The sequence below is a fragment of the Fictibacillus phosphorivorans genome, from assembly GCF_007673525.1.
In the GTDB taxonomy this organism is placed as follows: domain Bacteria; phylum Bacillota; class Bacilli; order Bacillales; family Fictibacillaceae; genus Fictibacillus; species Fictibacillus phosphorivorans_C.
On the sequence record NZ_VDZU01000001.1, the window covers coordinates 1,760,322 to 1,781,527 of the forward strand.

The 21,206-nt window shown below is 37.9% G+C and carries 27 protein-coding genes; 22 read left to right on the forward strand and 5 right to left on the reverse strand.

Annotation, left to right across the window (positions count from 1 at the left end):
* Positions 1-34 precede the first annotated feature (34 nt).
* The 5 genes from topB to FS458_RS08680 all read left to right on the forward strand — a co-directional run bounded on the left by topB (position 35) and on the right by FS458_RS08680 (position 4,835).
* Positions 35-2,218, forward strand: coding sequence for a type IA DNA topoisomerase (gene topB / locus FS458_RS08660; RefSeq protein ID WP_144699527.1), 2,184 nt, complete (start codon positions 35-37; stop codon positions 2,216-2,218).
* A 270-nt stretch (positions 2,219-2,488) separates the two neighbouring features.
* Positions 2,489-2,809 carry a PadR family transcriptional regulator gene (locus FS458_RS08665; RefSeq protein WP_137789129.1) on the forward strand — a complete coding sequence of 107 codons (321 nt, stop codon included), beginning with the start codon at positions 2,489-2,491 and terminating at the stop codon, positions 2,807-2,809.
* Positions 2,810-2,861: 52 nt separating this feature from the next.
* Positions 2,862-3,203 carry a DUF1048 domain-containing protein gene (locus tag FS458_RS08670; RefSeq protein ID WP_144699529.1) on the forward strand — a complete coding sequence of 114 codons (342 nt, stop codon included), beginning with the start codon at positions 2,862-2,864 and terminating at the stop codon, positions 3,201-3,203.
* Between the two features lie 120 nt (positions 3,204-3,323).
* Positions 3,324-4,085, forward strand: a complete 762-nt coding sequence (locus tag FS458_RS08675; RefSeq protein ID WP_144699531.1) for an ABC transporter ATP-binding protein — start codon at positions 3,324-3,326, stop codon at positions 4,083-4,085.
* Positions 4,086-4,835: an ABC transporter permease gene (locus tag FS458_RS08680; RefSeq protein ID WP_144699533.1), complete on the forward strand. Its 750-nt coding sequence runs from the start codon at positions 4,086-4,088 to the stop codon at positions 4,833-4,835.
* Between the two features lie 54 nt (positions 4,836-4,889).
* Here the strand turns inward: FS458_RS08680 and FS458_RS08685 are convergent, their stop codons facing one another.
* Positions 4,890-5,543 carry a M23 family metallopeptidase gene (locus tag FS458_RS08685; RefSeq protein ID WP_186320495.1) on the reverse strand — a complete coding sequence of 218 codons (654 nt, stop codon included), beginning with the start codon at positions 5,541-5,543 and terminating at the stop codon, positions 4,890-4,892.
* Between the two features lie 273 nt (positions 5,544-5,816).
* Between FS458_RS08685 and FS458_RS08690 the strand changes: the two genes are divergently transcribed.
* Positions 5,817-6,254: a VOC family protein gene (locus FS458_RS08690; RefSeq protein ID WP_144699537.1), complete on the forward strand. Its 438-nt coding sequence runs from the start codon at positions 5,817-5,819 to the stop codon at positions 6,252-6,254.
* Positions 6,255-6,306: 52 nt separating this feature from the next.
* On the opposite strand, the gene FS458_RS08695 is transcribed toward FS458_RS08690, so the two are convergent.
* Complete coding sequence (locus FS458_RS08695; protein WP_144699539.1) at positions 6,307-6,546, reverse strand: hypothetical protein; 240 nt, start codon at positions 6,544-6,546, stop codon at positions 6,307-6,309.
* Between the two features lie 187 nt (positions 6,547-6,733).
* On the opposite strand from FS458_RS08695, the gene FS458_RS08700 reads away from it, so the two are divergent.
* From FS458_RS08700 to FS458_RS08710, 3 genes are all read left to right on the forward strand, one after another.
* Positions 6,734-7,207, forward strand: coding sequence for a YjdJ family protein (locus FS458_RS08700; RefSeq protein WP_144699541.1), 474 nt, complete (start codon positions 6,734-6,736; stop codon positions 7,205-7,207).
* Positions 7,208-7,557: 350 nt separating this feature from the next.
* Positions 7,558-8,280, forward strand: coding sequence for an alpha/beta fold hydrolase (locus FS458_RS08705; RefSeq protein ID WP_144699543.1), 723 nt, complete (start codon positions 7,558-7,560; stop codon positions 8,278-8,280).
* 16 nt (positions 8,281-8,296) lie between these two features.
* Positions 8,297-8,983 (forward strand): DUF5694 domain-containing protein, encoded by a 687-nt coding sequence (locus FS458_RS08710; RefSeq protein ID WP_144699545.1) that lies wholly within the window; start codon positions 8,297-8,299, stop codon positions 8,981-8,983.
* A 44-nt stretch (positions 8,984-9,027) separates the two neighbouring features.
* Here the strand turns inward: FS458_RS08710 and FS458_RS08715 are convergent, their stop codons facing one another.
* Positions 9,028-9,741 carry an SGNH/GDSL hydrolase family protein gene (locus tag FS458_RS08715; protein WP_144699547.1) on the reverse strand — a complete coding sequence of 238 codons (714 nt, stop codon included), beginning with the start codon at positions 9,739-9,741 and terminating at the stop codon, positions 9,028-9,030.
* 171 nt (positions 9,742-9,912) lie between these two features.
* On the opposite strand from FS458_RS08715, the gene FS458_RS08720 reads away from it, so the two are divergent.
* Both FS458_RS08720 and FS458_RS08725 read left to right on the forward strand, forming a co-directional pair.
* The gene (locus FS458_RS08720; RefSeq protein ID WP_260858520.1) at positions 9,913-10,758 is read left to right on the forward strand and encodes an AraC family transcriptional regulator; all 846 of its coding nucleotides are present in this window, start codon (positions 9,913-9,915) and stop codon (positions 10,756-10,758) included.
* Positions 10,759-11,089: 331 nt separating this feature from the next.
* Positions 11,090-11,773: an N-acetylmuramoyl-L-alanine amidase family protein gene (locus FS458_RS08725; protein WP_144699549.1), complete on the forward strand. Its 684-nt coding sequence runs from the start codon at positions 11,090-11,092 to the stop codon at positions 11,771-11,773.
* A gap of 168 nt (positions 11,774-11,941) precedes the next feature.
* On the opposite strand, the gene FS458_RS08730 is transcribed toward FS458_RS08725, so the two are convergent.
* The gene (locus FS458_RS08730) at positions 11,942-12,208 is read right to left on the reverse strand and encodes a hypothetical protein (protein ID WP_144699551.1); all 267 of its coding nucleotides are present in this window, start codon (positions 12,206-12,208) and stop codon (positions 11,942-11,944) included.
* Between the two features lie 145 nt (positions 12,209-12,353).
* Between FS458_RS08730 and FS458_RS08735 the strand changes: the two genes are divergently transcribed.
* The 4 genes from FS458_RS08735 to FS458_RS08750 all read left to right on the forward strand — a co-directional run bounded on the left by FS458_RS08735 (position 12,354) and on the right by FS458_RS08750 (position 14,766).
* A complete protein-coding gene (locus tag FS458_RS08735; protein WP_144699553.1) occupies positions 12,354-12,899 on the forward strand; it encodes a TetR/AcrR family transcriptional regulator in 546 nt (181 codons plus the stop codon).
* Between the two features lie 46 nt (positions 12,900-12,945).
* Entirely contained in the window at positions 12,946-13,656 is a 711-nt protein-coding gene (locus FS458_RS08740; protein WP_144699555.1) for a class I SAM-dependent methyltransferase, read from the forward strand.
* A gap of 281 nt (positions 13,657-13,937) precedes the next feature.
* Positions 13,938-14,210, forward strand: coding sequence for an AbrB/MazE/SpoVT family DNA-binding domain-containing protein (locus FS458_RS08745; RefSeq protein WP_144699557.1), 273 nt, complete (start codon positions 13,938-13,940; stop codon positions 14,208-14,210).
* A 16-nt stretch (positions 14,211-14,226) separates the two neighbouring features.
* Entirely contained in the window at positions 14,227-14,766 is a 540-nt protein-coding gene (locus FS458_RS08750; protein ID WP_144699559.1) for an AAA family ATPase, read from the forward strand.
* Between the two features lie 58 nt (positions 14,767-14,824).
* On the opposite strand, the gene FS458_RS08755 is transcribed toward FS458_RS08750, so the two are convergent.
* Complete coding sequence (locus FS458_RS08755) at positions 14,825-15,604, reverse strand: LysM peptidoglycan-binding domain-containing protein (RefSeq protein ID WP_144699561.1); 780 nt, start codon at positions 15,602-15,604, stop codon at positions 14,825-14,827.
* A 177-nt stretch (positions 15,605-15,781) separates the two neighbouring features.
* Between FS458_RS08755 and FS458_RS08760 the strand changes: the two genes are divergently transcribed.
* The 7 genes from FS458_RS08760 to FS458_RS08790 all read left to right on the forward strand — a co-directional run bounded on the left by FS458_RS08760 (position 15,782) and on the right by FS458_RS08790 (position 21,104).
* Complete coding sequence (locus FS458_RS08760) at positions 15,782-16,270, forward strand: ankyrin repeat domain-containing protein (RefSeq protein ID WP_186320496.1); 489 nt, start codon at positions 15,782-15,784, stop codon at positions 16,268-16,270.
* Between the two features lie 90 nt (positions 16,271-16,360).
* Positions 16,361-17,284, forward strand: a complete 924-nt coding sequence (locus FS458_RS08765) for a rhodanese-related sulfurtransferase (RefSeq protein WP_144699565.1) — start codon at positions 16,361-16,363, stop codon at positions 17,282-17,284.
* A 257-nt stretch (positions 17,285-17,541) separates the two neighbouring features.
* Entirely contained in the window at positions 17,542-18,168 is a 627-nt protein-coding gene (locus tag FS458_RS08770; protein ID WP_144699567.1) for a phosphatase PAP2 family protein, read from the forward strand.
* Between the two features lie 65 nt (positions 18,169-18,233).
* On the forward strand, positions 18,234-18,422 hold the full coding sequence (locus FS458_RS08775) for a hypothetical protein (RefSeq protein WP_066395384.1): 189 nt from the start codon (positions 18,234-18,236) through the stop codon (positions 18,420-18,422).
* A gap of 127 nt (positions 18,423-18,549) precedes the next feature.
* Positions 18,550-18,738, forward strand: a complete 189-nt coding sequence (locus tag FS458_RS08780) for an alpha/beta-type small acid-soluble spore protein (protein WP_066395381.1) — start codon at positions 18,550-18,552, stop codon at positions 18,736-18,738.
* 144 nt (positions 18,739-18,882) lie between these two features.
* Positions 18,883-19,731, forward strand: a complete 849-nt coding sequence (kynA, locus tag FS458_RS08785; RefSeq protein ID WP_144699569.1) for a tryptophan 2,3-dioxygenase — start codon at positions 18,883-18,885, stop codon at positions 19,729-19,731.
* A 482-nt stretch (positions 19,732-20,213) separates the two neighbouring features.
* Positions 20,214-21,104, forward strand: coding sequence for an alpha/beta fold hydrolase (locus FS458_RS08790; RefSeq protein ID WP_144699571.1), 891 nt, complete (start codon positions 20,214-20,216; stop codon positions 21,102-21,104).
* Positions 21,105-21,206: the final 102 nt, after the last annotated feature.

Here is a 21,206-nt window from a genome sequence, read left to right on the forward strand (position 1 = left end):
GAAGTAAAATTTATCAGTAAATAGGTGAAGTCTTATGAGTAAAATCGTCATTTTAGCAGAAAAACCATCACAAGCTAAGGCTTATTCAGATGCCTTTACAATAAAAATGAAAGATAAAACGTTTATCGAATTAAACCCATGCAGCACCTTTCCAAATGGCGCAACCATTACATGGGGAATCGGGCATTTAGTTGAACTGAAACAACCTAAAGAATATAAATCAGAGTGGGGAACGTGGCGCTTGTCTTCTCTACCGATCTTACCTGAACGCTATGAATTCAAGGTCGCAACGGGAAAATATGAACAGTTTAACGCGGTAAAACGCTTATTTAAAGAAGCGGATATCATCATTAACGGATGTGATGTGGATCGTGAAGGTTCGAACATCTTTTATTCGATCTACCATATGACAGGTGTGAGAGGCAAAACCATTAGACGACTTTGGATTAACTCTCTAGAAGTCGATGAGGTCCGTAAAGGATTTTCTAACCTTCATGATAATGAGAAGGATCTATTGCTTTATGCTGAAGCCAAAACACGTCAGATTTCTGATTGGCTCGTTGGCATGAACGGAAGTCGCCTTTATACGTTACTTTTACAGCAAAAGGGACTCACGGATAGCTTAAGCATTGGTAGGGTGCAGTCGCCAACAACGTACTTGATCTACCAGAGGCACCTCGAGATCGAGAATTTTGTGCCAAAACCTTTTTATGAGATTGAAGGGAACTTTACCGCCGCAAACGGAAAGTATAGAGGCAAAGCGAAAATTAAAAGTGAAAAACAAGAAGAAGTCCAACAGCTGCTAGAAAATCACAAGATTACCGGCAAAGATACGGGTATTATTAAAGCTGTTTCAAAAAAGGAAATGCGAATAAAATCTCCAAAGTTGCATGCCCTCTCAACATTGCAGGCAACAGCGAACAGAAGATGGAAATACAGCCCGAAGAAGGTTTTGGATACCGTTCAGAAGTTGTACGATAAGAAAATCCTATCGTATCCGAGAACAGATACTCAATACATTACCGAAAATGAGTTTGCCTATCTATCGGCGAACCTTGAGTCTTATCAAGATCTTATAGAGAATCGGTTTGATGCAGCTTCCAAACGTCCTAGTAAAAGATATGTAGACGGATCGAAGGTTCAAGAACATTATGCCATCATTCCGACAAAACAGGTTCCAACTCGTGCGAAGATTCAAGGATTATCGATAGAAGAAAAGAACATTTATTTTGAAGTGTTGAACACTACTCTTGCGATGTTTCATCATGATTACGTGTATGAAGAGACAAAAGTAACAACGAGTGTGAACGGCTTGGACTTTGAATCAGTAGGAAAAACAGAGATCAACAAAGGATGGAAAGAACTTTTTAACTATGGATCAAAGGACAAAGAAAACCCAAATGCTAAAAAAGATGAAAACGCAGCACAAGCTCTTCCTAAACTTGAAAAAGGGGAAGAAGTAAAGAGTATTATCAAAATGAAGGAAGGGATGACTAGCCCTCCGAAACCTTATACAGAAGGTCAACTCATCTCGATGATGAAAACGTGTGGTAAGTCAGTCGAGAATGAAGAAGAAATGGAAATTTTGAAAGAAGTAGAAGGCTTAGGTACTGAGGCAACGCGAAGTGGAATCATTGAAACCATTAAAAAGCATCAATACATTGAAGTGAAGAGGAACATTGTACACATTACCGAAAAAGGGAAAATTCTGTGTCAGTCCATAGAAGGCAATCTGCTTTCCAGTCCATCCATGACCGCTAAATGGGAAACCTATTTGAAGAAGATTGGAAACGGAAATGGGACACCTCAAGCTTTCTTAGGAAGTATCGCAAAGTTTCTCAATAAATTGATTGAAGAAGTACCTGGACAATTGAATGCTGCACCTATCCAGCAGAGCATTGATGGAGTGAAGAATGTGAGTCAGAAACCGATTGCTACTTGTCCACGGTGTAAAAAAGGAAAGATTAGCGTAAGTCGGTCTTATTATCGATGCTCGGAACATGATAATGGCTGCAAACAAACTTTTCCAGGGAAATTACTCGGTAAGACGATTAACGAAAAACAGGTGAAGGATCTGTGCACGAAAGGGAAAACAAGTCTTATTAAAGGTTTTAAGCCTAAAGCGAAAGAAAAGAAAAAGTTCAGTGCGACGCTCATTTTGAAAGATGATTTCACGATAGGTTTTGAGTTTGCTAATAATCAGTTTGTAAAGAAGTAAAGATTGATTTAGTTTAGGACAGGTAGAAAGAATATTGCTACTTTCGCTCTCTGTTAAGTTCATCATAATTTGAAGACTCGTCTGAGACGAGTCTTTTATAAACAGTAAAAATTTATTTTTGGAAAACAGTTGACATTTCTGGTACTCAGTCATACAATGTAGAGGTAATAAGTAATACTAAATAGCAATCGTGACTTTAACTCTATTTTTTTTACAACGGTACTAAGTCATACTTATTATAGGTCAGATGAAATAAAGGAGGCTTTTGACATCGAAAATTTAACAGAAATGCTTAAAGGTTCACTTGAAGGCTGCGTGTTGGAAATTATCAGCCGTCATGAGACCTATGGCTATGAGATTACACGCCGCTTAAACGATCTTGGATTTACAGAAGTAGTGGAGGGGACAGTATACACAATCCTCGTCCGATTGGAAAAGAAGAAACTAGTAGACATCGTCAAGAAGCCATCAGATATGGGACCACCTCGAAAGTTTTACACGCTTAATGAAGCTGGCAGACAGGAACTTGAATCATTTTGGAGAAAATGGGATTTCGTTTCATCAAAGATTAATGTATTGAAATCACAATAAACTCATAAAGTGTTTCGGTAGCATGATGAATGGATAAAAGGAGGAAAGAAATATGTTGGAATGGATTAAAAAGATGATCGGTGATAAGAAAGAATACAAAATGATGATGGCTCGTGTTGAAGCTCTTCCAGAGGATTATCAATTTGTATTTAAAAAGATTCAAACGTATATGTGGAACTTTTCATCTGGAAACGGTATGGATATGCTGCACATCCAATATGAGTTAATTGATTTGTTTGAAGCAGGAGCAGCTGAAGGAAGACCCGTGCTCGACATTACTGGAGAAGACGTGGCATCTTTCGCAGATGAACTCCTAGCAAACGCTAAAACCTATTTTGCTAAATATCGTGAAGATCTGAACCAAAGCATTAAGAAGGAATTAGAAAAAGAGTAACATATATGGCTGAATAGCTTGAAATGGGAACTATTCAGTTGTTTTTTTGCACGGTACTAAGTATTACTTATTATAAGTGTTACTGAATAGTGGGAGTCATAATTCATTAGGAGGAAAAACATGAATCAAACAGCGATTTCTATAAAACGCTTGAAAAAGTCTTTCAAAAATAAGGAAGTCTTAAAAGGAGTAGATCTTGAGGTGCAGAGGGGTGAGATCTTCGCATTATTGGGATCAAATGGAGCGGGAAAGACAACGATCGTCAACATTCTTTCTACGTTGATGAAAGCGGATGAAGGGGAGGCGATAATCTGCGGATTCGATGTCGATCGTCAACCCAATGGAGTTCGTCAAAGCATTAGTTTAACAGGGCAGTTTGCAGCCTTAGATGGAATGCTTACGGGGCGGGAAAACCTTATGATGATTGCTAAATTAAGAGGTGTTAACAATCCAGGTGAAGTCGCAGATCATTTACTTGCAAGATTCAGCTTAACGGAAGCTGCGAACAAACGTAGTGACCAATATTCTGGGGGTATGAAACGAAGGCTTGATATTGCCATGAGTCTGATTGGAACACCGGACGTTATTTTTCTTGACGAACCAACAACAGGACTTGATCCTGAAGCACGTATTGAAGTTTGGAATACTGTAGAAGAACTTGCCAATGGTGGAACGACGATATTACTGACCACACAATACTTGGAAGAAGCCGAGCAGCTCGCAGATCGTATCGCGATATTACATGGTGGGAAAATCATCAAGACCGGTACGCTGCAAGAACTAAAAAAGATGTTCCCGAAAGCGAAAGTGGAGTATGTTGAGAAGCAACCATCACTAGAGGATATTTTCCTCAACATCATCGGTAAAAAGGAGAGTGTGTAAATGAAAAGTATAACAGGAACTTTATTAGGTCGATTAATGCGTAATATCATGCGAAGTCCGGATACGATTATCACGGTGGCTATTACCCCGATTATGATGATGTTATTGTTTGTTTATGTATTTGGTGGAGCGATTGAGGCAGGGACAGACAACTATGTGAATTACTTATTACCAGGCATCTTGCTGATGGCGATCGCATCAGGTGTGGCTTATACCTCTGTTCGGCTGTTTACAGATGTGAAGAGCGGGTTAATGGCACGTTTCATTACCATGCCAATCAAAAGATCGTCCGTATTGTGGGCACATGTTTTAACATCACTGGTTTCTAATGCCCTTACGATTTTGATTGTAATCCTAGTCGCCTTGCTGATGGGTTTTCGTTCTAACGCAGGACTTTTAGATTGGCTGTCTGTAGCCGGAATACTTGGACTTTTTACGCTAGCGCTAACATGGCTCGCCGTTATTCCGGGTTTAACAGCAAGCTCAATGGAAGGAGCAACAGCTTATTCGTACCCGCTCGTTTTCCTACCTTTTATTAGTTCAGCATTCGTACCAACAGAAACGATGCCTAAGGTCGTGCGGATCTTTGCTGAAAACCAACCCGTAACATATATTGTGAACGCGATTCGTGCTCTATTGTATGAGGGACCAGTTGGAAATGATATTTGGATTGCGTTTACTTGGTGTATCGGAATTATGGTGGTTGCTTATTTCTTTGCTAGTAAAAAGTTCAAACGACAGTTGGGATAAATGAAGTGAACAATAAAAAGAGACAAAGCGATAGTTGCTTTGTCTCTATTGATATTAGTTTTTAAAAGGAAGGTCATCTTCAGAGGAAGATTGATAACCATCTCCAATGATGTAGATGCTTTGGTTATCTGGACTAGAAACTTTGGTATATAGAACATTTCTAGGAGATAACACCGTGCTAGCTGTACCTGCTTTTATAATATTAGAACTTGATCCTAACGTTGGAGAATATTGATAATAAGTTGTATCTGTATCAATTTCAAAGTGAAGGTGCGGCCCCGTTGAATACAAACCTGTATTTCCATAGTTACCTAATCGCGTATCTTTTGTAACACTTTGTCCTTTAGACACAGCAATTGAAGCTAAGTGATTATAACGGAACACAAGATCTTTCGTTGCTTTCGTTGAATGAATGTATGCTGCAGGATATTTCACAATGACGGTGTTTCCTAAAACGTTATCGTAGCCTGTAGCTAAGACTTTTCCAGATCCACTTGCCCAAACCGCTCTGCTGCTGTTAGAGGATGTTAAGTCCCATCCATAGTGTTTGAAACCAAATTTCTTTTGATAGTTAGCATTTAGAAACCCGGCCGTAATATACGCGTTGTTGATCGGTTGAATCAACTTTTGAGCTGCCGAGGCAAACGATGGAGCAACGAGCACGAGTGAAAAAACAAACAGTGTGACTAGACTTAGAAACTTTTTCATAATAACTCTCCTCCTCTTAATGTGTTCCAATATAATACAGAAAAGGAAATGTGTATATGAATTTAAGAGAGGTTGTTGAAAAATGATCATGTCTTACTATAGAAGCATTTTCGCATGATCCATCTTTAGTAGTTTTAGTATGAATCTATGTAACTACTTAAGTATTTTAAAATAGTTGAAGGGTTTTGTAGGATTTATTTAAACAAAAAGGATAAAGAGAAGTTCAATAGAATATTTCTTATGAGCTAAAATGAACTCTTGGAGGAAGCGATTATGAAGGTGAATAGAATCGATCATGTGAGTATAAATGTAAACAATCTTTCTGAAGCGAAAGCTTTTTTCCTTGATATAGGTCTTGAAGTAAAAGCGGAATGGGAACTTGAGGGAGACCAGTTGGACAGGATTGTTGGACTAAAGAATGTTAGAACACGTTGTGTAGGACTAGGAATGCCTGACGGTCACACTTGGTTAGAGCTCGTCAAATATTATACGCCTGCAGATGAATCTCACCCACAACTACATTCTCCAAATACACTAGGCATTCGGCATATTTGCTTTGCTGTTGAGGATCTTGAGGCTATTATTGCTATTTTGAAAGAGAAAGGCATAGAGACTTTTATTGAGATCGAGCAATATGAAGACAGCTACAGACTTTGCTATGTTCGTGGTCCCGAGGGGATTATTCTAGAGTTAGCGGAGAAAATCTTGTAATTTAAAAGACCAGACTAATAATCTGGTCTATTTTAGCTGGCTAGATTAGGGTTTATTCCAAGTTACGATTAAGAAAAAAACAGTGATTATCACGATTAATCCTGATAAGGTTAGCGTCCGTTTTCCATTTCCCTTTACTAGAGAAAAGTGTTAAGATCCAGGCTACAATATAGCCCCAAAGCGCAAACCATGCATAAGAAGCTGCAAAGAATTCAATGTATTTTCCAAGCCAAGTTGGAATCAAACCCATGATAAAAATGATTATTGCAAATAACCCCATGTACTTTTTCATAAGTGGTTGCACCTCTGTTTATGGTATATGTTACTAAATTACCATATTATGTATGTTAGTGGTGAGAAATTTACTGCCTTTCAAGAATTAATTTGCCTTAGAGTAAAATATAGTCAAATAGTAGTAAGCAACGAAAGGTCTCACATGGTAAAATAAGGTACATTATCAAGCGAGAGGAAATCTACTTATGTCATATGTTATTCAATTTGTTTTAGCAGTTATTGTGTTTCTTGTTTCAACGTTTTCAGCATGGTATGAAGGAAGTGAATTAAGAGATACACAGTGGGAATGGAAGTACTCGGCTATTTTTTCGAAATGGAAACATGGAACGGTAACAAACGTCTCTGAGATATCAGGATTTGATCATTTCATTTATGCCGCAAAATTTAAACCACTGTTTCCAATACTCATGACAATCAGTTTACTGTATATCTTTGTACTACTGGCTACATGGCTTTTAAGTAATCACACAAACAAACTGAGCTTGTTTTTCACAATACTCGGTCTTACATTATTTGTGGCTAGTTCGTTAACCTTTAGATCTCCGACTGTGGGTCTGGAATGGTTTACTTGGCTGTTTCTGTTAGCTGGAATGTCGAGTAGCATTGTTGCAGTAATATTGAGGATAGTATTTACATCGAACAATCAAGAGGCATTTTAAGCATGGATAAACATTAAATGACTGCATTTCCTCTAGAAGAGGAAGTGCTTTTTTGTTATAGAACTAAGTAATTTCGCTATGTAATCTAATGTGATGGTGATAATCTCAGTATGGAAAATAAAGAAAGAATAGCAAATAATATCAAAAAAACAGTTTCTCCTTCTATTATGATAATAGTGAGGTGAGCAGGATGTATAGTGAAGTCAAGAGGGAGACCATTCGTTATACATTCCATTTGCAAGATTACTGGTTCCTAGAACATTATGCAAAGTAGGTTATTCGATACTTAATATTGAAAATTATGGTAAATTAAGAGAGTGACAATACTTTAACGACTGGAGCTGCGGTAAATGATCTTAAATACATACACAGCAGGAGATGGAGAACCTATTGTTTTCATTCATTCAGGAGGTATGACGGGTTTAACAGAGTATGAGGAGCAAAAGGATTATTTTGCAGAAAATCATTTTAAAGTGATAAGACCTGATTTAAGAGGTCATGGAAAATCTGAAGGAACTCTTGAAGATTATTTCAATCAATGTGTGATTGATTTAAAGGACACACTCGATTCGTTAAACATTGATGAGTGCCATATTGCAGGTGTGTCTATTGGTGGAGTTGCAGCATTAATGTTTGCCAAAAGATATCCTTCTAGAGTTCAGACGCTAACATTTTCTGGTGTATTCCCAAAACAACCTGACAACTGGGAAGAACTTAGTAGACAAGAAGCAGAACATCATAAAAATCTATTCGATAATCCAGAGATTGTAGAAGCACTTAATCAAATGCATGGAAACAATGATTGGAAAGCATTGCTTGAATCATTTAATTCAGTTGATTTTTACCCTTTTCACGAAACGGGTGAACTTTCAGATGTGACAGCTCCCATCTTGTATATGGTAGGTGATAGGGAAGAACTCGAAGTGGAAGCAGCGGTTACGTATAAGAAATTACATGCTAACACGCAAATAGCTGTCATCCCATTTGCTGGACACTTGGTACATAGAGAGCAACCGGATTTATATTCAAGAACTTTATCTGCGTTTATAGAGAACAGTAAAGTTTTAATCTAAGAATGAGGATTAGTATATGAAAGAAATCATTTTAGTAGGGACTTATCATTTTGAACAGCAGAAAATAATAGTAGCCGATAAAATAAATGAAATTATAGAACTAGTTGACTATTTAATGAATTTTAATCCATCTAAAATAGCATTAGAGTGGGAAATGACACAGAATGAAGAGTTAAATAGAGAATATGAGCAAACAGATGATAACTACCCCATATGCGAAATTCATCAGATTGGATTTAGATTAGCACAACGACTGCAACACGAAAGGGTATATGCAATAAATTGGACAGGAAATTTAACTGAAGAAGATTTAACTGATCTCAACAAATCAGTTAAGTTTTATCCAAACATTGAAAGTGAGATGTTTAGTTTATTAGAACAAACACCTGAGATAAAATCTGATGTGAGTATACTCCACTCATTTAAAGAGATAAACGATACCAGCTACATTAAAGAGCTAGAGAAATTGTATTTATCTTTTGTGGAAATAGAAGATGAAAAAGGAGAAAAGGTAGGTTTCTCCTTCTTAAATAAATGGTATGAAAGAGAACTCATGATTTTTAAGAATTTGGTTGAGCTCGTGACAAATCATGTTGATGAACGTGTACTTTTGGTAATAGGTGGTGATCACCTTTGGTTGTTAAGAAAATTATTTGAAGGTTGTGGATGGAAAGTGATTAATCCGTTTACAAGTATAGAATAACTACTCATAGAATTTTAAAGACTCGCCAATGACGAGTCTTTTTTTTATCTATCTTTTTTCATAACCTTCCAAAACTCTTTAGCAATTATCTTATATCCCTTAACGTTTAAATGGTTATCCTCAGGATTTGGCATGTATTTCTCAAAATCAGGATCGATAACATGAGCTGTAGGCACATAAGTATCACCGTTTTCTATAGCTCTGACTTCTATTTCATGATTCAAGGACTCAAAAAGGGGAACAAGGAAATCTTGAACTTCTTCTGGATAATAAGCAAAGGGATTGTAATAGCCCATGATATAGATATCTGCTTTAGGATTTAGTTCGTCAATCGTTTGTAAGGTCGTGTTTAGATTTGAACTTGCTGCTGCAATTCCTTGTTGGGCGGTTGATGGATCGGATAATAGTTTTTGAAAGAGATCGTTAGCCCCAATAGTAATTGTAATATGAGTAGCCTTGCGTAGTTCTTTACGAATACGGGAGTTGTTTTCAACATCGTCCTTTAATTGCTCTGAGAGATACCCCGAAATCGAAAAGTTATCATAGTCTTTAAGTTTCGAGTTCGAACGCTGAAACATATTTCTTAACATATCGGGATAACTTTCATCATAGCCACCATAAGGCGTCATTCCTGCAGCTATAGAATCCCCTAATGCAACATATTCTACATGTTTCTGTTTCGAAGGGTGAGCCCAAGTAGATGAACTGCAGCAGAATATTAGACCGAATGTGATCAGACTAGCCATACGTTTCTTCATCGTGATCCCTCTTTTCAATAATTTGTTCGTTCTATTTCATTATAAAAGCAGCGTTGTTAAGTATCCTGTCATTCTATGCTTTCAACGAACAGGTTCGAAAAGAGAATAGTAGCAGGTTTATATGGAAGAGGAGCGAAGATATACCTTTAAATAATTGCCAGGATGATAGAGGTGGTACAGTATGGAATGGATCAAACGGATGGAAGCGGCGCTAGATTATATGGAGAGTACGATGGAGGAACCTTTAAATATCAACGCAATTGCAAAAATAGCATATTCTTCGCCATTCCATTTTCAGCGGATGTTCTTTATGATTTCGGGCATGACAGTAGGGAGTATGTGCGAAAACGCAAATTGACTTTAGCCGCACAAGCATTAGCCTGTGGTTCATCAAAAGTAGTTGATGTTGCATGGAAGTTTGGATATAAAACACCTGAATCTTTTTCTAAATCATTTCGTAAAATTCATGGTATTTCTCCATCAGAAGCTCGTCGATCAGGAGCACCGTTAAAGGCTTTTCCGCGGTTATCGTTTCAATTAACCATTTCTGGTGATCGTGAAGTGGATTATCTAATAGAAAAGAAAGAATCGTTTACAGTGTTTGGCAAAGCGACAACTCTAGCTTGTGGAAATGAAGGAAGAACTCGACAAGATTTCTGGGGAGAGTGTAAGCGCAATGGAACCATTGAGGATATCTATCTAGAATCCATAGACACTTCCTTACTAGGTCTAACTTTAAATTTTGATGAAAATTTCACTTATATGATCGGATGCGAACCAAAGTCAGTTACCGTTTCTGATACGTTTACTATTACGAAGATTCCATCAGCTACTTGGGCTGTTTTCCCGTGCCCAGGACCACGTCCTAAAGCTATATTACATGGGTTTCGTCAAATCTACCGAGAATGGTTTCCTTCAACCGACTTTCAACATGCTGGTTTGCCAGAGATTGAGGTTTATTTTACAGGGGAGATACAGAATAAAGCTGAAATATGGATTCCGGTCGTAAATAATTAATAACGTTTATGTATGTAAGCCTAACTTCATAATTGAAGTTAGGCAATTGGTTGTTAGCCAATTCTTTTCTTGTTCTTTTTACTCTTACGCACTTTTTTATCTGCCAACAAACCGTTTAATAAACTTAAGAAACTTCGCATAAAAGACACCCCATTATCTTTAAATACATTCTAGAGAATGAATACTCTCTATTCCATAGTTTATGATGAACATCTTACAAGGGATTGGACAAACTCATTATCTGTTTTTAAAATTTCTACTCTATAAAACTAGTAAATGTACAAACACTTTAATAGACTTCATCATACTATGAATAATAGGGGTGATGAAAATGGTGAAAATATTTATTGATCCGGGTCATGGTGGTACTGATCCAGGAGGGGTTGCGAATAACCTCACAGAAAAAACGCTAACTTTAAAAATAGGACTTCGAATCAGAGATCTTCTACTAGCGGAATATAACAACGTCTCAATCCTGATGAGCAGGACAACAGATGTTACGAAGTCATTAATAGAACGAACAAATGCTGCAAATGCTTGGGGAGCTGATTTTTTCCTTTCCATTCATACGAATGCGGGTGGGGGAACAGGATATGAAGATTACATCTATCCAGGCTCTACAGCACCCACAACGACGTACCAAGATCTTGTACATGCAGAAATTTTGAAACTCGTGAATTTCAGTGATCGTGGACAAAAGACAGCAGATTTTCATGTGTTACGTGAATCAAACATGCCTGCACTGTTAACAGAGAACGGCTTTATTGATAACGTAAATGATGCAAATAAATTGAAAACAGCTTCGTTTATCGAAAGTATTGCGCGTGGACATGTGAATGGGATTGTGAAGTGCTTTAACCTTCCTAAGAAAGCGATCTATCACACAGTTGTAAGTGGAGATACGGTCTATGCTCTTAGTCAACAATATGGAAGTACCATTCAGCAGATTAAAAGCTGGAACAGTCTTGATAATAACTACAGCATCTATCCGGGTCAGGTTTTGAGAGTGAAGTAATACCAAATACACTGAAGCTAAAGTGTATTTGGTATTTTTTTTTGACAACTACGCCAGCTTTATTCCTTTTCTATAAGCTTCAAAGAATGAGAATGCTAAAAACGTAAAAGCTCCCCATAAGATCCAAGCTGCACCATAACTTACTTGATCTGAATTCGTACCATAAACCTAAGTTCCCCAAGTAAGTACAATTCCATCAAAAAATGTGGCTGTAGCAAGCCCTAAACTGATACCTGGAACAATTTGAGTGGGCTTTAGTCCTGCACCTTTTACAATAAGCAAAACAGATAGCCAAGACAGTGGTAAAGCAAGTATGAAGGAAAATAGACTTCCCGTCTCGCCAAATAACCCAAAGGCATACCCAAATTTAACTGCCATTGCGCCACTAAACCAAAAGACAATTCCGAATGCCATTAAGATTCCAGTTTGTTTCATACTAAAAAGCGTGTTTTCTCTGATTGCATAACTTCTGCTACTGCATTATTCTTCATCATCTAAATCCCTCCTGTATTAAAAATGTAGCACTTGCTACATAATAAAAATGTAGCATATACTACATAAAAAATGCAACGAGGAAAATATGATGAAAAAAGGCGAACTACGTAAACAAGAACTACAAGATAAAATGGCTGAACACATTCTGTCTAGTGGTCTTCAGGCCATAAGTTTAAGAAATTTGGCAAAAGCAGCAGGAACGAGTGATCGGATGCTTCTTCATTATTATCAGGACAAAGAAGAGCTTATGACTGAGGTATTGACACAGATTTCTGATAACCTGATTACCATTCTGGAACAAGCACAAACAACACCCATTCCGTTTAATCAATTGGTGCCGCATCTATATCTATTAATTAAGGAACCTGTAGTAAAACCTTATATTCAGCTGTGGCTTGAACTAATAGCACTTGCTTCCAAAAAAGAAGATCCCTATTTTTCAATTGCAAAACAAATAGGTGATAGCTTTATCCATTATTGCTCTGAACTCATTCAAGCGGATGAGGAAGAAAAAGAGAAGTTAGCACCATTAACATTCATCATTGTTGAAGGCATTGCTATGCTTGATGCGATTGATTTTGATCGAAAAATTGGAAAGGCATTAGAAGGTCTTTCTGATTTTCAGAAATAGTGAGTGTTAATGAACTTCAATTGATGAAGAATGGAGGGTCCTTGACTTGAATAGATTAAAGAGAATTCGTCAAGAAGAAAAAGAATATCATGATTATTGTTATGACAATTATAAACTCTTTGAAAAAGGGTCATGGCTTAACAAACCTGTCAGAACTGTGATGGAACTAGTCCCTATGTTAAATGAATTACATAATATCCAGATATTAGATTTAGGGTGCGGTGTGGGGAGAAATAGCATCCCTTTAGCTCTAGCATTAAAAGAAAATGGTGTTCAATTACATTGTGTAGATTTCTTAGATTCAGCTTTAGAAAAAATAGAGCTGTATAGTACAGCATTTGGAGTGAATGACCAGATCTCCTTGATAAATGCAGACATCGGCTCATATGATATCAAAGATAATAGATATGACCTTATCATAGCTGTTTCAAGTTTAGAGCATGTGGATTCTGTTGAATCCTTAAGGCTTGTTCTTCAACGAATGGAAAAGGGAACTCGAAACGGAGGTGTGAATTGTTTAATTGTAAACTCCGAAGTCACTGAGACTGATTTAGAAACCCAAACGCCACTTGAAGCCCTTATTGAAATAAATTTGAGTACGAATGATATGAGAAATTTGCTAGAGGACACCTATACTGACTGGGAAATTTTAAAAACAACTGTGAATTCATTACATTATCAGATTGTACGCAATCAAAAACCTGTCGTTCTTACGACTAATGCCATTACTTATGTCGTAAAGAAAAAAACAGTGTGAAACCTGCAGCCCATGTGTATGCAGATTTTTATTTTGGGAAAATGTTATAGGGTTATCGACTCATGACAAATATGGAATATCCTTTTTTCACACCATTCACACCAAAATTAGTCCTATCTGCTCATTAAATTAACCCAACTCATATCCTCTTCCTATTTATAAAAGTTTTTGAGATGATTAATTCAACGAAAAAACATAATTTACCAAGTGGTGGAGTAAGGTGATATGCAGTGCAGATTTTACTTCTTCGTTTGGAAAGAAGGAAAAGGAAGGTAGAACATATGAAAAGCACGGGGATTGTGAGAAAAGTAGATGAGTTAGGAAGAATCGTTATTCCAATTGAATTGCGACGAATGATGAATCTAGACATTAAAGATGGTATCGAGATTTTTGTAGAGAATGACCGCATTATTTTAAAGAAATACATACCGAATAACTCGTGCGTGATTACAGGAGAAGTGACAGATCAGAATGCCACGTGTGCAGGCGGAAAATTTGTACTCAGTCCGAATGGTGCAAAAGCACTTTTAGAAGAATTAGAATTAAAGTTTTAAGTGTGGAGGAACACCAGTGACAACAGAACATTCAGTAACCATTTATCTCTTGTCAGGACCTGCAGGAGTCGGGAAATCAACAACGGCAATCGAGCTTGTAAAAAGTCTATCCAATAGCGCATATCTATCTGGTGATGATATAAGTCATATGCACATAAACGGCAGAGTGAAGCCTTGGGAAAGTAAACAGGAGCATGATTTGATCTGGAATAATATTCTGAAACTTACAAGGAACTTCATTGATTATGGCTGTGACGTTGTGATCGATTACATAACCTTTCCAAAGGATGCTGAATGGTTAAGTAACCAGGTGCGCGACCTTGGTGTTACGATTAAATACGTTGTTCTTTGGGCAGAGAAGGATACGTTGGTAAAAAGGGATGCCATGCGTATTGAGAAAGAACGTATGGGTGATAGGTGTTTGGTTCTTTTTGATGAGTTCATACATTCGGGGCTAAATCATAACCAACTTCTTCATACAAGTCTACTTACTCCTCATGACATACAGCATGTCGTTCGTGAGATAAAAACAGATAACCGATTCATACACATATAAAAAAACATGCGGCCAGAAAAGCTGCATGTTTTTTAGTGGAAAGTCGTGCGGAAGATCCTTATTTTTTAAATAATTGTACCCAAGCTCCCTCAAAATAACCTACCCCGATAGAGTCGTAGCTAGAGCTTAAAATGTTCTGGCGGTGTCCAGGACTGTTCATCCAGTCTGTCATAACAGCTTGTGGTGAAGTTTGTCCTTTTGCAATGTTCTCACCTGCAGCAGTGTAATCGATTCCAAAGCTGCGCATCATGTCAAACGGAGATCCGTAAGTCGGTGAGTTATGATCGAAATAGTTATTCTGGATCATGTCTTTAGCTTTTGCTAAAGCAACATTGCTGAGTTCAGCATCAAGTGTTAATGGGGCAAGGCCGGCTTTTTGACGCTCTGCATTTACAAGCTGTGAAACTTGAGTAGCAGTAGAACCGACTGAAGGTTGTGCTGGAGCTGCTGATTTTGGTGCTGGCTGTTGTTTAGCAACAGAAGCTGGGAGCTCGATCACTTGTCCAGGATATACCCAGTTGATCTCTTTGATCTGTGGGTTTGCCTGTTGAATTGCCCATAAACTAACATTTGACGCCGAAGCGATTTTGTTAAGTGTCTCTCCATTTACTACTTTGTGTAGATTTGAAGATGACGGAATGTATAACGTTTGACCAGGATAGATGTTATGGCTCGTCAATCGATTCATTCCGATTACATTTGATACGCTTACATTTTGATGCTGTGCGATCTTCCACAGTGTGTCATTTTGCTGAACCGTATATGGTGTTGAAGCATGTGCTGCAGTTGTCATTACGAGAAAAGCAGCCAATGATAAAGATAATATTTTTAAACGCATAATATCCCCCGAATATCCAGTTCCCCCAACGACTTTCACTATTTAAATGTTCACATAATTTAGACCGCGAAACAACTGGGAATGAGAGAAAAATTTTGTAAATAAATGTATGTAAAAGGGTTTTCGTGTCGGGAAGTCGAAGTAGTCTTACAACAACGATCAGAAAGGGTGGATACTATGAATCTGCACCAAGCAGCAATGGATGGTAATTTGACAGTGGTTGAAGAACTTTTGAAAAACGAAGAAACAAACATAAACGCACTGAGTGAAGGGTGGTCACCTCTTCATCTAGCTGCACACTTTGGACATATGGAGATTGTGAGACTGTTGCTTGAACAAGGAGCTGATGTTCATGTGAAGTCCGGAAATAATATGGCGAATACTCCGCTTCATGCAGCTGCAGCAAATATGAAGAATCGCCAAGAAATGATCAGTCTCCTATTATCACACGGAGCAGACATTAACGAAAAGCAGAGCGGAGGCTGGACCATTCTACATCAAGCCGCTCAGCACAATGATCCTGAGATGATCGCTTACTTTGTTGAAAAAGGAGCAGACCCTTACCTTGCCAAAGAAGACGGGAAAACAGCACTTGAATTGGCAGAGGATGAAGAGGCACATGAGGCAGCTGACATCTTAAGAAACTGCACATTAAATAAAATCTAAAATACAGGATGCTTCCTGTATTTTTCTTTTTCTCATAATTTGTTATTATAGGAAAGGTAGTTTTTTAAGAAGCATAAGTAGGTGGTAATGATGGACTTTCAAGTATTATTGTATTATAAATACGTAACAATCGAGGACCCTGAAGCGTTTAAAGAAGAACATCTTGCTCTTTGTAAAGAAATTGGACTCAAAGGCAGAATCCTTGTAGCGAACGAAGGGATCAACGGAACTGTATCAGGAACGGTGGAACAGACTGAAGCATATATGAAGGTGATGAAGAATGATCCTCGTTTTGCAGATACCGTTTTTAAAATAGAGGGATCGAGCGAACATGCCTTTAAAAAGATGAAGGTTCGTGTCCGTCCAGAGCTCGTACACTTAAGTCTTGAAGATGATGTGAATCCAAACGAACTTACTGGCAAGCATCTATCACCAAAAGAATGGCTGGAAGCAATGGAGTCAGAAGATGTCGTGATTCTGGATGCGCGGAACACGTACGAGTACGATCTCGGTCATTTCAAGAATGCGATCAGACCGGACGTGGAAACTTTTCGCGAGCTGCCACAGTGGGTGAGAGAGAACTTCAGTCAGTTCAAGGATAAAAAAGTCCTTACGTATTGTACGGGCGGCATTCGTTGTGAGAAGTTCTCAGGATTCTTGGTAAAAGAAGGTTTCAAAGACGTTTCGCAACTCGAAGGCGGAATCATCTCTTACGGATATGATGAAGAAGCCAAAGGAAAGCTGTGGGACGGAAAATGTTATGTGTTCGATGAGCGTATCTCTGTACCTGTTAACCGAACAGGTGAAGAGGTTGTGGTCGGAAAATGTTATCACTGCGGAAACCCTGAAGAACGCTATGTAAAATGCGGAAATCCAGAATGCAACGCGCATCTGTTGATGTGTGAAGAGTGTGAGCATGAACATAAACGCTCGTGCAGCAAAGAATGCAGAGAACATCCGTGGAATCGTTATATAAAAGAATGTGAAGCAGAAAGCGAAAGTTCTCCTTTGTAGGAGGGCTTTTTCTTTTTGAAGAGTGAGTTGATAAATTCGCGTGTACTCTCCAGGAGGAAAATGGATGATATGTGCGTTTCAGGGAAACACAGATAAAGAATTCCGTAGTAATCTCAATTAATTACGTAGTAATCGGATTATTATACGAGGTAATTTGAATTAATTACGTAGTAAATTAATTTTTATCCGTAATCCCCCGAATTGTTATTCCTAATATTGGATGACCTGAAGTAATATGAGATGTAGGGGGAATAATAATGAAAATAACTTTGAGTTTATGTATGTTAATCTTTGTCAGTCTTTCATTTTATAGCTCAAGTTTCATAACAACTTTCGATTCGAGTTTGAGAGAGCTTGTTTTAAATCTCCGAAGAGATCGGTTAAATGAAATCGTACTAGCCTTCACTCACGTAGGGGACGCCAAAGTGCTCGCTGGATTCTGTTTACTCGGTGCAATTGTTCTTTTCATAATGAAACAATGGAGAAACAGCTTGTTACTGATCGGAAGTATTCTGGTTTCTTATGGTCTGAACTTGCTAGTGAAATCCATGTTTCAAAGAGAACGGCCGCTAGATTTCCGCCTTCTTGAAGAAGACGGATACAGTTTTCCGAGTGGAAACGCTATGGTAGGGACAACGTTTTACTTATTTGCAGCCGTTCTTCTCTATCAACGGTATCAAAAGCGCTGGATCCTAGTGTCAGGTGCGATTCTTCCGTTCCTACTCGGCTTAAGTCGTGTCTATGTTGGTGTTCATTATCCATCTGATATTTTGGCAGGATTTGCGTTAGGCATCGTTATTGTGATCATTCTTATCAAACTCACAGATAAACGTATCAAACAATCAGAAAGCGTTAACAGAAACAACACAAATAGAGCTGTATAACATATCAATTATTGTTCGGATTTGGTATAATAAGACGGAATTGTTTACCGAAAGGGTGCAAAGATATGTTACCAATCGTATTTCCAGAGAACAAACTTGAGTACATACCGGCTTTGATTACACTTGCCCTCTTTACGATTTTTGCTTGGAGAACGGTAGTCTTTTTTAAGAAACATTCTGCAAAAGAGTTAAAGAGAGCACAATTAATAGAAGAAGATTTGTTGAGCCAAGAGCTGAAAAACAAGGACTTATGACGAGTTCTTGTTTTTTTTTGAAAAAAATTTATATTTCTATGAATAGGTTTTCAGAATTAACCCATACTACATTTAACGGAAAACAATTCAGTTTTTCGTACATATTATCCCAAAGGAGGGAAATCGCATGGCACGTAATAACAGCAACCAAATCGTGGTTCCTGGAGCACAAGGAGCTCTTGACGCAATGAAACAAGAGATCGCTGCTGAGTTCGGAGTACATCTTGGACCAGACACAACTTCTCGTGCAAACGGATCTGTAGGTGGCGAAATCACTAAGCGTCTTGTAGCTCAAGCGCTAGGCGGACTTCGTTAATCAGTAACCTCCTTGTAAGAAGAAACCCGGAATTCGTTCCGGGTTTTATTTTTTTGTCCAAATATAAATCTCAATACACCCCTAAGAATCATGTATAATGAAAGCGGTGACAAAACCAGTAATTTGTCGGGGGAGTGGATTTCAATGACAGAACAGAAAAAATTGGACAGCAAAGAAACAGAAAAAGGACTTCACACGGACTTTATTAATTCAATGACGTATGGCGAGTATCTGAACCTAGATAAGATCTTGTCTGGTCAGAAAAGGCTTTCCGGTCATCATGATGAAATGTTGTTTATCATTATCCACCAAGTTTCAGAGCTATGGATGAAGCTTATTCTTCACGAAACGCGTTCGGCGATTTCTTCTATTGAGAGTGGAAACCTTCATTCGGCGTTTAAAATGCTTGCGCGAGTTTCTAAGATTCAGTCTCAGATCATTGAATCATGGGATGTACTCTCAACCCTAACGCCAGCAGAATATATGGAGTTTCGCGATAAGCTTGGACAAGCATCAGGCTTTCAATCGTATCAATACCGCATGATCGAATTTGCACTCGGTTATAAGACACCGCATATTTTAGAAATCTACAAAAAAGACGCAGATCTTCATGAACAGCTAACGGCTGCTCTTCATACACCAAGTTTGTACGACGTTTCCATTCAGGCACTCGCAAAAGCGGGGCTTCATATCGACGAAGAAGTGCTAAACCGTGATGTAACAAAGCGTTATGAATACAACGCATCAGTAGAAGCAGCTTGGTTAGAAGTGTACCGAAACGTAGAGAAGTATTGGGATCTGTATGAATTAGCAGAAAAGCTTGTAGATATCGAAGACTGGCTGCAACAGTGGCGATTCCGCCATATGAAGACTGTAGAACGCATCATAGGTTTCAAAGTTGGAACAGGCGGATCATCAGGTGTGAACTATCTGAAGAAGGTATTAGATCAACGCTTCTTCCCTGAGCTTTGGGATCTGCGTACGAGCATATAAGTTTTAGGGTATTTTTTTAGGGTCTGAATATTAGAAAAAGCGTACTGTTTTTACACAGTATGCTTTTTTTCTTCTGATCCATTTTTCTTTTTATATAACTTCTCAGTGCCATAGAAAACCCCGGCGCATACTACTCCTACAACAAGTGGTTTCAATATAAAACTTTGCTCGGTCCAGAACAAATGTATAAGAAATACAATCACAAAAGTTATTGAACAATGAATTATGATTTTTATAATGATTCCTCCCCGTTATTAGTTGTTTAGATTTTAACATAATTTGTTAAGTGTTTTTAAATTGCTTGAATGATATCCTTGAATGATATCTGTGTAGTGAAACTACGTCTTGTTAAAATAGAAGTTACATAAAAAGACACATAAATGGATTAAATTTACATAACTAAATGATAAAATGAAGACAAAGAAGAAACACTTTCCTTTATTTTCAAACTAAAAAATGGCTTATGATAAGGGAGATTTATTATGAATGATAGCACCATGATTTTATCTGACGGAAGACGTTTAGGATACTCAGTATATGGTGATCCAGACGGAATTCCATTATTATTATTTCACGGAACACCAGGATCAAGAGTGTGGTTTACAGAAGATGATTCTATCGCAAAAGAATTATCTATTTGTTTGATCGCTACTGATCGCCCTGGTTACGGTTTATCAGATAAGAAAAATAATGGCACATTGTTAGATTATGCTCAGGATATTAAAGAACTTGCCGAGCATTTACAGTTAGATAAGTTCTCGGTTTTAGGTGTTTCGGGAGGTGGAGCATTTGCTGCAGCTGTTACATCTGCTCTTCCTAAAAAAGTCGACACATGTATTTTGGTCTGTACGGCTACACCGTTCAAAAATGGAAAACCTCCGAAAACCATGTCAAAAGAGAATCGTTTGGCCTTTTATCTTACAAACCACTTTCCTTGGTTGCTTAAGTTGATAGAGAAGTCGAAGAAAAAGTTAGTTGATCACAAACCTGAAGTATACAAAGAGAATCTGAAAAAAGGTGGTTCTCATCTCTCGGATTGGGACAACAAAATATTATTAGATGATGATGTGCTTGAAAATGGAGTGCTGCATTCTAAGGAAGCCTATCGTCAAGGAGTAGATGGAGTTATTGATGAAGGAAAATTATTAACGAGAGATTGGGGATTTAAAGTAGAGGACTTAGAAAGACCTGTAATCGTTTGGCATGGCGAGAAAGATACATTTTCACCTATCATTGAAGTGAAAAACATGGCTAACAAGATTCCTTATGTAAAAACCAATTATTTAGAAGAAGCTGGACATTTCTTAACGGAAAGTGAAGAGGTATGGAAGTCGATCTTAGTTAACTTTAGAGAATCACTAATTAAATATTAATTATCTTTAGAGATTAGACTGAAGGAGAAGAGAGAGAAAAAGCAGATTGCAGCACTTATCTTTGGTGGAATGAGGAAAGAACTATGAAAGACACCTTAATCG